At 40.7% G+C, this 11,195-nt stretch carries 13 protein-coding genes; 9 read left to right on the plus strand and 4 right to left on the minus strand.

Annotated features, from left to right (window positions below; genetic code table 11):
- Positions 1-212: 212 nt before the first annotated feature.
- From ACX17N_RS14615 to pdxA, 3 genes are read right to left on the minus strand one after another with little or no spacing between them, the layout of a single operon-like run.
- The gene (locus ACX17N_RS14615) at positions 213-1,052 is read right to left on the minus strand and encodes a symmetrical bis(5'-nucleosyl)-tetraphosphatase (RefSeq protein ID WP_458893296.1); all 840 of its coding nucleotides are present in this window, start codon (positions 1,050-1,052) and stop codon (positions 213-215) included.
- A 3-nt stretch (positions 1,053-1,055) separates the two neighbouring features.
- Positions 1,056-1,865, minus strand: coding sequence for a 16S rRNA (adenine(1518)-N(6)/adenine(1519)-N(6))-dimethyltransferase RsmA (rsmA, locus tag ACX17N_RS14620; protein WP_458893297.1), 810 nt, complete (start codon positions 1,863-1,865; stop codon positions 1,056-1,058).
- A gap of 34 nt (positions 1,866-1,899) precedes the next feature.
- The gene (gene pdxA / locus ACX17N_RS14625; RefSeq protein ID WP_458893298.1) at positions 1,900-2,868 is read right to left on the minus strand and encodes a 4-hydroxythreonine-4-phosphate dehydrogenase PdxA; all 969 of its coding nucleotides are present in this window, start codon (positions 2,866-2,868) and stop codon (positions 1,900-1,902) included.
- A gap of 545 nt (positions 2,869-3,413) precedes the next feature.
- Here pdxA and rplM point away from each other — a divergent pair.
- From rplM to ACX17N_RS14670, 9 genes are all read left to right on the plus strand, one after another.
- Complete coding sequence (gene rplM / locus ACX17N_RS14630) at positions 3,414-3,842, plus strand: 50S ribosomal protein L13 (RefSeq protein ID WP_004695096.1); 429 nt, start codon at positions 3,414-3,416, stop codon at positions 3,840-3,842.
- 12 nt (positions 3,843-3,854) lie between these two features.
- Positions 3,855-4,241 (plus strand): 30S ribosomal protein S9, encoded by a 387-nt coding sequence (rpsI, locus tag ACX17N_RS14635; protein WP_068974925.1) that lies wholly within the window; start codon positions 3,855-3,857, stop codon positions 4,239-4,241.
- A 189-nt stretch (positions 4,242-4,430) separates the two neighbouring features.
- The gene (locus ACX17N_RS14640; protein ID WP_458893299.1) at positions 4,431-5,081 is read left to right on the plus strand and encodes a glutathione S-transferase N-terminal domain-containing protein; all 651 of its coding nucleotides are present in this window, start codon (positions 4,431-4,433) and stop codon (positions 5,079-5,081) included.
- 14 nt (positions 5,082-5,095) lie between these two features.
- Positions 5,096-5,524 (plus strand): ClpXP protease specificity-enhancing factor, encoded by a 429-nt coding sequence (locus ACX17N_RS14645; RefSeq protein ID WP_458893300.1) that lies wholly within the window; start codon positions 5,096-5,098, stop codon positions 5,522-5,524.
- A 17-nt stretch (positions 5,525-5,541) separates the two neighbouring features.
- Entirely contained in the window at positions 5,542-6,198 is a 657-nt protein-coding gene (locus ACX17N_RS14650) for a hypothetical protein (RefSeq protein WP_458893301.1), read from the plus strand.
- 390 nt (positions 6,199-6,588) lie between these two features.
- Positions 6,589-6,948 carry a roadblock/LC7 domain-containing protein gene (locus ACX17N_RS14655; RefSeq protein ID WP_458893302.1) on the plus strand — a complete coding sequence of 120 codons (360 nt, stop codon included), beginning with the start codon at positions 6,589-6,591 and terminating at the stop codon, positions 6,946-6,948.
- A gap of 87 nt (positions 6,949-7,035) precedes the next feature.
- Positions 7,036-8,004 (plus strand): hypothetical protein, encoded by a 969-nt coding sequence (locus ACX17N_RS14660; protein ID WP_458893303.1) that lies wholly within the window; start codon positions 7,036-7,038, stop codon positions 8,002-8,004.
- A 9-nt stretch (positions 8,005-8,013) separates the two neighbouring features.
- A complete protein-coding gene (locus ACX17N_RS14665; RefSeq protein WP_458893304.1) occupies positions 8,014-8,562 on the plus strand; it encodes a GTP-binding protein in 549 nt (182 codons plus the stop codon).
- A gap of 18 nt (positions 8,563-8,580) precedes the next feature.
- Positions 8,581-8,988: a roadblock/LC7 domain-containing protein gene (locus ACX17N_RS14670; protein ID WP_458893305.1), complete on the plus strand. Its 408-nt coding sequence runs from the start codon at positions 8,581-8,583 to the stop codon at positions 8,986-8,988.
- Positions 8,989-9,394: 406 nt separating this feature from the next.
- On the opposite strand, the gene ACX17N_RS14675 is transcribed toward ACX17N_RS14670, so the two are convergent.
- Positions 9,395-10,783: a DUF1214 domain-containing protein gene (locus ACX17N_RS14675; RefSeq protein WP_458893306.1), complete on the minus strand. Its 1,389-nt coding sequence runs from the start codon at positions 10,781-10,783 to the stop codon at positions 9,395-9,397.
- Positions 10,784-11,195 lie beyond the last annotated feature (412 nt).

Here is an 11,195-nt window from a genome sequence, read left to right on the forward strand (position 1 = left end):
TAGCTTCAATAATTGTGCCCCATTGAGTTTTTTATCCAAGATATCAGGCAAAACCGCCTATAGATACTGACCCTAAGCTCGAAGCTCTGGGCTGCTGAATGCTCTAGAGTCTACGGATTAACAGCATGCTTAAATGGAGCCTCTACTTTTGGAGGCAACCCAACCTAGCGAGTTTTAAGCATAAAAAAAGCCACGAAAACGTGGCTTTTTGATCAGTTCATTACTGGATTATCGACAGCAAAAAGTTGCTGATCTTCTAAGCGGTAAGCCATCAATTGATTGCCCCAGACACATCCACCATCAACATTCTGCATATTCGGCTGTACGGTTTTACCTTGTAATGCAGCCCAGTGACCAAAAATAATCTGATGTGTTTGGGCTGCCAGAGAGTCAAATTCAAACCAAGGTTGAAAACCTGCTGGCATTGGGTCTTCCAAAGCATCTTTAAAACTAAACTCTAAGCGCCCTTCAGCATCGGTTAAGCGCATTCGGGTTAAATAATTGGTAATACAGCGTAAGCGTGCATGACCCGTTAAATCATCCGCCCACAAATCAGGTTGCGTACCATACATCTCCGCTAAAAAAGCATCCATCACGGCATAATCTTCATGCCCAATCACGGCTTCAACTTCTTTGGCTAAGCGCGCTGTTTGTTCAGCAGACCAAATACATGGAATGCCCGCATGCGTCAAAATGGTGTGCTCATTCGGAAATAAGCACAATGGCTGTTTACGTAACCACTCAATCAAATCATCGCTATCAATCGCATCAATCACATCCCGAGTACGATCTTTATCTTTAATTTGCTTTAACCCCCGTGCGCCAGCCAAAAGAGTTAAATCATGATTGCCCAATACTGTTGCCGCTGAACCGCGTTCCACCAGTTTTTTGACAAAACGTAATGCGCCAATCGAGTTTTCACCACGAGCCACCAGATCACCCGCAAACCAGATAAAATCCTGATCCGGATCAAATTGAATGGCTTTAAGTAAAGCTTTCAAGGCCTCAAAACAACCTTGAAGATCACCAATCACATAATTGTAGCGTGCCATTGATTACACCATTTGATCTGCCAATGCGACAAACTTTTCCAAACTCAAGGTTTCCGGACGTGCCATCGGGTCAACCCCCGCCAGCTCAAAGCCATCTTCACGCAACATGCCTTTAAGGCTATTACGCAAGGTTTTACGACGCTGGGTAAATACGTGCGCCACCAAGCGAGCTAAAGCTTTTTCATCTTTGGCAATAATCGGCTTCGTTGCATAAGGTTCCAAACGGAACACTGCAGAAGTTACTTTAGGGGGTGGATTAAACGATCCAGGTGGGACTTCAAATAAGAAGGTTGGCTTACAGTAATATTGAATCATGACAGATAAACGGCCATATTCTTTGCTATTTGGCGAAGCCGTAATACGATCGACGACTTCCTTTTGCAACATAAAGTGCATGTCTTTAATTTTTCCGCCAAATTCCAAGAGATGGAACAATAAAGGCGTCGAAATATTATAAGGTAAGTTCCCCACCACTCGCAGCGGACGATCTTCTTCAAACAGCTCGGTAAAGTCGTATTTCAGCGCATCGGTTTCTACAATAGTCAAACGCTCTGGATGAGGTACACGCCCAGGCAATCCCGCGGCTAAATCTCGGTCTAATTCGACGACGGTCAGGGCATCACACTCACCAATTAAAGGCGAAGTCAGTGCGGCCAAACCCGGACCAATTTCAACAATATTATCACCGGTACGAGGATTCACCGAACGTACAATTTTCGCAATGACACGTTGATCATGCAAAAAGTTTTGACCAAACCGTTTACGAGCCTGATGCCCTTCTTCTTTCGGGTTAAGCGCATTAATTTGATACATAAAACATTTCCAACGTGAGATTGAATGAAGTAAATCAGTGGCGAGCCAAATCTAAGGCCAAATCCACAGCCACATGCAAGCTTGAACTTTTCGCTTGTCCTGTGCCTGCGAGGGAGAGTGCGGTGCCATGATCGACTGAAGTACGAATAAAAGGTAAGCCCAAAGTAATGTTGATAGCTTCACCAAAGCCCTGCGATTTTAACACAGGTAAACCTTGATCGTGATACATTGCTAAAACCGCATCGGCATCTTGCAGGTTTTCAGGGGTAAATAGCGTGTCGGCAGGAAGACTTAAACTCATGCGAATACCCTGAGCACGATAACTCTCCAGAACGGGATTAATCGTCTCAATTTCTTCCATACCCAAATAGCCCCCTTCCCCAGCATGCGGATTTAAGCCGCACACCAAGATATTGGGATCGGCAATCTTAAATTTGCTTTGCAAATCATGCAGCAAAATATCAATCACCTGATGAAGACGCTGTGCAGTAATTGCATCGGCAACTTGTCTAAGCGGTAAATGCGTAGTGACCAGTGCCACACGTAAGGTTTTGGTCGCCAGCATCATCACCACACGCTCTACGCCCGCAAACTCTTGGTAATACTCGGTATGACCACTAAAATGAATGCCTGCATCATTAATCACTGATTTTTGTACTGGCGCAGTGGCTACACCCACGCTACGACCAGACATCGCATAGTCAGCTGAACGTCTGAGTTGTTCCAGCACATAGGCAGAATTTTTTGGATTCAACTCCCCCTGCCGCACAGGCTCATGCACAGGAACATGTTCTACATAAAGCTGCCCAGACTCTGAGGATTGCTGTTGCCCCGTATAAGCCATCAATTCCACGTCGAGATTGAGCATAGCCGCACGTTGCTGGAGTAAATTCAGATCCGCCAAGACGACAATGGGACGTTCATCCACGCGGTGTGCCAGACTTAAACAAATATCTGGACCAATCCCAGCGGGTTCACCACTTGTGACATATAACGGAAGCATGATTCACCTATAGCACCACTTTTTGAATAACATCATTTTACTGAATTTATGCAGCAAATACCGTTGCTGATTCTATTTATTCGGAATTGCTGATTCTATTTATTCGGAAAAGTACCGTTTCAAGTCGGTGAGATAGCCGTTATAAATTTTTTTAAATGCAAAAAATGATGCTGAGCGCCGTCTAAATCTTTAAATCAGATAGAATAAATGCATGGAGACAAGTTGGGAGGCATCTCAAATGAGCCCCAGCACAGCCTACAACTGAAATGATCAAATTCAATTTTAAAATAGTAATCAACCTATATTATTGTTTTTATTTAATTTTAAATAAAGTTGATTTCCCGAGGCTAAATATTTTGGTCAAAATCAGGAAACCCGCAAATTGCTTAAAAAAACACTGGTCAAAGATAAAGGCCTTCCTTATAATACAGCGCTTGAAATTTATATTTTCATTTGTGATTCTGAACAGATTCGTTTAGAATCGCGTATCCTTTTGTTTGGACAGATTCCATAGTCCAAACCAACTATAATAGGTAGTGGTTTAAATGAAAACTCTCAGCGCTAAGCCTGCTGAAGTTCAACACGACTGGTACGTTGTTGATGCTTCTGGCAAAACTTTAGGTCGCCTTGCGACTGAAATCGCTCGTCGTCTACGCGGTAAGCACAAGACTTCTTATACTCCTCACGTTGACACTGGCGATTACATCGTTGTTATCAATGCTGAAGAAATTCAAGTGACTGGTAAAAAAGCGCTTGATAAAAAATACTATCGCCACACTGGCTTCCCTGGTGGTATCCGTGAGACTAACTTTGAAAAGTTAATCGCTCACAAACCTGAAGCAGTTTTAGAAAAAGCTGTTAAAGGTATGTTACCAAAAGGTCCTCTTGGTTATGCAATGATCAAGAAAATGAAAGTGTATGCAGGTACTGAGCATCCACACGCTGCTCAACAGCCACAAGTTTTGGACATCTAAGGGATACAGCACATGGCTACTAATTATGGTACAGGTCGCCGTAAGACCGCAACTGCACGTGTTTTCCTATCTGCTGGTACTGGCAAACTCGTAATCAACAACCGTACTCTTGAGCAATATTTCGGTCGTGAAACTGCTCGTATGGTTGTTCGTCAACCTTTAGAGCTTCTTGAAGCTACTGAAAAATATGACCTTTACATCACTGTTGCTGGTGGTGGTATCGGTGGTCAAGCTGGCGCTATCCGTCACGGTATTACTCGTGCATTGATCGCTGCTGACGAAACTTTAAAACCTGCTCTTCGTCAAGCTGGTTTCGTTACTCGTGATGCTCGTGAAGTTGAACGTAAGAAACTTGGTTTACGTAAAGCTCGTAAACGTCCTCAATTCTCTAAACGTTAATTCGTTTACCGAATCGGACAAAAAGCCTTGGTTTATCCAAGGCTTTTTTATTGCAAAAAATTCAATCGCATTACTGCAACACACTTTCAATCCCCGCAGTAGCACAAAAATGGTATCATCTTAGCCAAGCCATAAGACTTGTGCTTATGCCAAACCTTTTCCAATTATTCACTCGGTTTTGTGGGATTTATGTCTGTCGAAAATACGCCACTCCAAGGAATTACACTTTATAGTCATGCAGATGATTTTCGCTCCCATTGGATTCGTTACGTCCTTGCCGAGAAGCAAATTAAATTTAACTTAATTCTGCTGGATTATGATGATGAAGATTTGGCCAGTCTCAACCCTTATCATCAACTGCCAATGCTGATTGAAAATGATCTCAAGCTATTCAATACCAATATTATTTCCGAATATCTTGATGACCGCTATCGGCAGAATAAACTCTATGCCGATGCACCAGCCCCACGTGCAGAGCAACGCCAATATATTTGGCGTTTTGAACAAGACTGGCTAAAATTGGCTGATGTTATGTTGCGGCATCCCGACACCTTAAATAAGGCTGAACAGCATAAAGCCCAAAAAAAACTACGCGATACCCTGATTTCGCTCACCCCACTATTTCAGCACTACCCCTATTTTATGTCGGATAACTTTACAATTTTAGATTGCATGTTAGCCCCAATTTTTTTACGGTTAGATGTCATGGGGATTGAGTTACCCCACAAATTATGTCGTCCGATACTCCTGTATCGTCAACGTATTTTTCAGCGACCTGCCTTCGTCAAATCATTGACCATGCAGGAGAAAAACCGCTATAGCAAGCTTCTTTCTATTTAACTGAGTAATGGATAATGTCTGAACAGGAAATCACCCTTTCTCCCACTCGCCCGTATTTAGCTCGTGCCATCTATGAATGGATTTGCGACAACAATCTTACCCCTTATCTGTTAGTTGATGCCACACAACCCAATACTCGGGTGCCTGAACAGTTTATTCAGGATGGGCAAATCGTACTTAATATTGTGCCGCATGCCGTACACCAACTGCATATGAGCAATGATGCAATTACCTTTTCTGCACGTTTTGGTGGTGTATCTCGCGATATTTATGTGCCACTATATGCAGTCTTAGGCATTTATGCGCGTGAGAATGGTCAAGGTTTATTTTTTGATCCAAATGAATATGAAAATGTTCAAATCCAGCAAGATGATTTAAAATCAGAACCTGAACAAAACAATGAACAACCCAAGAAAAAGCCAAGCTTGAGGTTATTAGATTAAAACAAGAGGAAGTAATAATGGCTTTTGACTTAGTCCAATATTTTGCAGAGCAAATTTACATTCAAAAGCCTGAGCTTCTGAAACAATATGATCCCATTGAACGTAAATCACATCTATTAGAAATTAATACGCTCAGTTTAGGTAAACTCATTACCTTATGGCGCAAAGATGAAAACAAACTCTATCAAGAGATCCAATCTCAAGATCAACTATATGTGATCGATATTGCCCGACACCTGACCACTTCCGAACAAAACCATTCAACCCTTAGCAGATCTGAATTTGAACAGGCCATTACTGAAGTAATCTCATTACAACTTGCAGAATTAAAACAGCTTGATGATACAGGCAACTATGGGGTAAAAGGATTAAGTGAACTGATTACCGGTCAAGTCGAACATTTATCAGGTCAGGCCGCAGATTGGGTCTGGTCAATAAACGAACTAACAGAGCTTAAAGGCTCTAAACCGATGCCTGAAGAAGAGATATCATTAGAAGAGACTATGAAGGAGTTTAATCAAATGGTTCATCAAAATACAGCCGATCATCATGAACATGTAGAAACACAATCAGAGCAGGCCACGACCCCGACTTGGGCTAAAATTGTAGAACCAGTCGTTGCTTTAGCTATTCTTTGGGTGCTCTATTCTGCAGCCACTCAAATGTTTAGCTAAGATTAATCGGTGAAGATGATTAAATCACGATCATCTTCACTTTTATAAAATAAAAACAATAAGTTAAAACTATACTCCTGTCCTCAAAACTCTATTTTTCACCCTCTATTAATTTTGAACCATCGTTAAATTTTACATAATGTTACATTTTTAACAACGTCATAATATGACACTCACATCTATATGCTTATTCATATTTCCATGTATATATTGAGATACTGATCACACTAAAGTTGAGTGTAACAATCAGATATATTCCAAAATTATCACACTGCTCTAGCACCAAAAATAATTTAAGTTGCGATTTTTTTTAGGCTATCCATATAATCAAATTGACTTTAAAAGCAAGTCAAACTAATCCAATAACCAAAAAAACATAAGAGAATCAATATGGCTAGAGTATCATTAGAGGCATTATCAAATATTGATGGTTTCCATGCAGCGGCATTAGTGGATGGAGAAAGCGGTTTAGCATTGGCAACCCAAGGCGGTGGGGATCTAGACCTCGAACTTGCAGCGGCAGGCAATACCGAAGTGGTTCGTTCAAAGCGTCGTGTTGCCCAAGCGCTTAAATTAAACGACACCATTGAAGATATTTTAATTACCCTAGGGAAACAATATCACCTCATCCGACCTCTAGAAGGCAATGACAAACTATTCCTCTATCTTGTTCTCGAACGCTCTAAAGCAAATCTTGCAATGGCACGCCATGAACTCAAGAGCTATGAAAAAGAACTCGACTTTGCTTAATATCTCCGCCCCCTTTTCTGATTAATGCTGGAAAGGGGGCATTTTGAACCATTGTGATTATTAACTTGTTAGATAGATAGAGATAGCATGACTGAGCAATATCTTAATATTGCGATAACTGGCTTAAGTCTTCATCATTCTGAAGAACTTAAAACCCAGCTACGTAATCTCATTCCACAAGAGTATAAAATTAAATGGAGTACTGCAGCAGACCCAACAATTGACTGCTTATTTATTCATGAAAATTTTTATGAAACGGACGGCATTCAAAAAATCCTGCAAAGCCGAAAATTTCCGTGGTTGAAAATATCTAAGCATGTTCCTGATCATCATTTAATTCAAGAAAACACCTTATCTCTACCCATAGTAAATCACGAAAGCCTGTCTGAATGGATTCTCAATCATCTGCTGAACACACCAACTGAAGATTCAGATTGTGAGCCAGTACCAGAAACTCCCGCAAAAAAAACGGCTTATAAATTAGAATTTTTCAGTAAAATGCTCGATAAAGAGCGCAATTCTAAGCTACATCTCTTTGATAGCTTAGGAACCATCGCAATTATTGATGTACAGAAGAATATCGTCTGGTTGAATCCAGAAAGAGAACAAGCCTTTACGGATTCTGGCTTTGATTATGACATGGCAACTACCAGTAATTTTATGAAAGTCTCACGAAAACAAGCCTACATCATGAGTGACTGGTTATGGCAATTTTTTTGGGACTCACCATTATTCTTAAATGAGTTTTGCCCTGAAGATGGACACTTTAAGATCCATAGTTGGCCCAAACCCAACCATCTGGAAGATCGCAAAGTAATTTTTCAGCTTTCCAGTTGTTTTATTCAAGGTGGTAAAATTTCAAAAATCGCAACTCAACTGAATATACCTCAAGAAACCGTGCAGCGATTTATCGCTGCCAATATTGCAACGAATAATCTATCCAAAATCAATATCTGGGATAAACATTACAATCCACCAGAACCCGCTCAAACAACAGAAGAAACGGGCTTGATTAAAAGCTTTTTTGGAAAGCTAAGAAAAAAATTAGGGATATAGGAATATTTTATGATTTTACAACGGTTTAAGATTGTATTTGCGGGTGGCATGGGGGCAGGTAAAACTGAAGCAATTAAATCACTATCAGAAATCCCAGTCCTGCATACGGAAGCATTTAATACCGATTCACAGCGCCACACTAAAATGGAAACCACGGTAGGCATTGATTATGGTGAGATCACACTAGATGAAAATCTAAAAATTGGGCTATATGGCACACCAGGTCAAAGCCGTTTTGATTTTATTTGGTCAGCGATTACCAAAGGGGCAATTGGTGCAATCATTCTGATTGATCACCATTCAGATAATCCAATCCAAGAATTAGAAAGTTATTTGGATACTTTTCAGAATTTCACCGATAATATAGCCATTGGGATTACACATACCGACCTTGTTTCCGAAACATCTCCATCAACGGGTATTTATAAAGATTGGTTATTACAGAACGAACTGTTTTCTCCATTGTTTTTTATTGATGCTCGAAAAAAAGATGATGTTTTACTGTTGCTAGAAGCCCTTATCACTTCAATTGAAGTTAACTCCAATATTGCCAATTAACCATCATAGAGGTTTTATATGTTTACTTTAGAGCAAAGCCGTACTGCACCCAAAGAGTTAATTCAATTTGCCAAAGCGGAAATGCAAGATCTACTCATGAATGTTCGTGGCGTCAATTACGTTATGCTTTGTAGTACAGATGGCTTTGAATTGGGGCACGTGCATAAAAAAGATGGTTATAACAGCACAAAACTCGCAGCAGTCAGCAGCTCCATTTTAGCCATGGTTGCCGCATTTATGAATGAAATCCATTTAGAGGGTTGTCAGTCCATTACTCTAGATGCCGATAATGGTAAAGCTATCCTCACCTCTATTCCTTCGAGTAAACATCCCCTCATTATTGTAACTCTAACAGAAAAGGATGTTTTGCTCGGTCAATTGCTTTATTCACTCAAAATCGCCAGTAGCAGAATCTCTAATTTCTGATAAACACCCTAGAGCATTTTTTAAATGCTCTAAAGGATATTCTGAGATAACTTTAAAATTCTTCATATTTTTTAAAGCACCTTGCATGCTAAAGGGTTTCATCAGTCATAAGCTTTAAAAATGAATTACATCAGTGACAAGCTAAATATTAATGCCAGCCCTCTGCTTATAACATTAAAAGCTTTGCAAAATCATAAGTTATCTTTCTTTCATGTTTAGCCAATTTATAAATGCTTTATCTTTCAACTACCTGATAGAAAAATATTAAGTTTTATTAAAAACAATCAACACCTTGTAAAAACCTTATCTGCATTAAGATCTAAACTCTGTGCCTATATATTATATTTGATAAAAATACAGCCGACGCATCAATGGTCGGCTGTAATCGCTTGTTCTACCCTTGTGGTCAAGGCTTCTTCTTGACCATATCATTCAACATCCAACTACCATTGTTATAAGCTTCTTCTGGACCATAGAATCGGAACAGTAGAAAGTAGTTGTCCGCATTGCCCGTCGGCAAATAGTTCACCCCATTATTTAATGACTGTGGACCAAAATAAATCGTGTAGGTGCCATCCTTATTCATCTTTGGTTCCTCTGTTGAGGCGAGTCCAATCGGATCAGCTTTCCGAATATAGGAAGCAGTCGCCACATCATAAACCAATACTGACCAGAACTGCTTGGCTGGGACATTTGCTGGGACAGTCAGCGTATAATTCATTCCGCCCTTAAGCGGCGCTCCATCCTCATCTTTGGTCAGCATGAGATAGGCTGTAGATGATCCGAGCTTAACCGGAGGAGAAATATAGGTATAGTAAGTGAAAGCTCGATCGTCTATGTAGACCTTATTCTCATCCTTATAGGTCATCATCGTCGAGATCATCGAATCCGCGACTGGCTGTGTCCACTGAGTCTTATCTCCCCAACGACGAGGTGGAATCGTCCGAAGAAGATGCTGCAATTCCTCGTGAACCTGCTTCATAACACCGTCAAGTTCGACCTGAGTCTTCTTGTCTGGCTCGAAGCGACCACCACGCTCAATTCCAATGGAACTCAGCATACCCATCGCATACTTATCTTCTTCACGTACTTCTTCGTAATTAATAACTTTTTGAAGCCGTTTAAAATACGTGTGATCCCATGGAAATAAGGATGAATATTCCTTGTTGTAGATGTCCTTGTGCGGAAGTCGCTGCTTGCTGCCGTAAGCATACTGCTGAAAGCCTTTCTTAATGTAATCAACAGCACCATCCAAGGTCTTGTCTTTAAGATCAGGCGTAATAACCCGGAATGTTCCATAGCCTCGATAGGTTTGAAGTGGCACCGGAAAAAAACCGTCAGGCACCATAATCTTAGGGTCGCGGCTATTGTAGAGAAAATACTTACCGCCCTGCCCCTTATCATCACCACCTGCCCCAACATCCACGACAGGACGTTGCCAAACATCAAGAAATGTTCCGAAAACACTGTAAGATCCTTTGGTTGCTGGAATCTCAACCACCACAGGCCCTGCCTTAACATCATAAATTAATTGCACGTATAAGGTAGAATTGTTCGGTGTTGGCTGCTGAAATTTCCAGTTGGGTGGACGTGAGAAAAAGGCAACTTGATTGAGCTTCTGACCTGCAGCCAACCCTCCCTCGATCATCTCATTACCCGCCACTATCGCCTGTCCCCAAAGTGCTGATTCATAGGCACGACGTTCTAGACGTTCATTATCGAAATCTCTGGCATAGGCATGTCCGGCTTGCAGACATACAAATACGATAAACCAAAGGAATTGTTTTCCCATCATATTGCTCCTTATTATTGTCATTTTAGGGGAGTTCAATGTGGTGATAGGCACAACAGCAGTTCTAGGGCATCACTGCCATATAAACAAAATAATAATGCATTATGACCACTTTGATTTCGCACCTTATTTTGATTATATTTCAACCATCATATGAAACCACAATATTTGCGTCAAGACCAAAATCAGACCAAACACAACAAGAAATAAAACCATTACTAAGATTAATTGATACCTTTACAGCCATTGTATTGCTTATCTTATTTTAATTCTTCTTATATTGCTTAATTTCCATATTTTCCAGATATAAAAAAACACCCCCTGTTTTGACAGGGGGTGTTTAGAATTAATGAGCTGGCGATGACTTACTCTCACATGGGTAACCCCACACTACCATCAGCGCTAAGAGGTTTCA

This window comes from Acinetobacter sp. GXMZU3951 (assembly GCF_054457875.1).

What these genes read in the sequence shown, in the direction of transcription:
- ACX17N_RS14615 (WP_458893296.1), bottom strand. Translation starts at nt 1,052, where the DNA reads ATGGCACGCTACAATTATGTGATTGGTGATCTTCAAGGTTGTTTTGAG.
- rsmA (WP_458893297.1), bottom strand. Translation starts at nt 1,865, where the DNA reads ATGTATCAAATTAATGCGCTTAACCCGAAAGAAGAAGGGCATCAGGCT.
- pdxA (WP_458893298.1), bottom strand. Translation starts at nt 2,868, where the DNA reads ATGCTTCCGTTATATGTCACAAGTGGTGAACCCGCTGGGATTGGTCCA.
- rplM (WP_004695096.1), top strand. Translation starts at nt 3,414, where the DNA reads ATGAAAACTCTCAGCGCTAAGCCTGCTGAAGTTCAACACGACTGGTAC.
- rpsI (WP_068974925.1), top strand. Translation starts at nt 3,855, where the DNA reads ATGGCTACTAATTATGGTACAGGTCGCCGTAAGACCGCAACTGCACGT.
- ACX17N_RS14640 (WP_458893299.1), top strand. Translation starts at nt 4,431, where the DNA reads ATGTCTGTCGAAAATACGCCACTCCAAGGAATTACACTTTATAGTCAT.
- ACX17N_RS14645 (WP_458893300.1), top strand. Translation starts at nt 5,096, where the DNA reads ATGTCTGAACAGGAAATCACCCTTTCTCCCACTCGCCCGTATTTAGCT.
- ACX17N_RS14650 (WP_458893301.1), top strand. Translation starts at nt 5,542, where the DNA reads ATGGCTTTTGACTTAGTCCAATATTTTGCAGAGCAAATTTACATTCAA.
- ACX17N_RS14655 (WP_458893302.1), top strand. Translation starts at nt 6,589, where the DNA reads ATGGCTAGAGTATCATTAGAGGCATTATCAAATATTGATGGTTTCCAT.
- ACX17N_RS14660 (WP_458893303.1), top strand. Translation starts at nt 7,036, where the DNA reads ATGACTGAGCAATATCTTAATATTGCGATAACTGGCTTAAGTCTTCAT.
- ACX17N_RS14665 (WP_458893304.1), top strand. Translation starts at nt 8,014, where the DNA reads ATGATTTTACAACGGTTTAAGATTGTATTTGCGGGTGGCATGGGGGCA.
- ACX17N_RS14670 (WP_458893305.1), top strand. Translation starts at nt 8,581, where the DNA reads ATGTTTACTTTAGAGCAAAGCCGTACTGCACCCAAAGAGTTAATTCAA.
- ACX17N_RS14675 (WP_458893306.1), bottom strand. Translation starts at nt 10,783, where the DNA reads ATGATGGGAAAACAATTCCTTTGGTTTATCGTATTTGTATGTCTGCAA.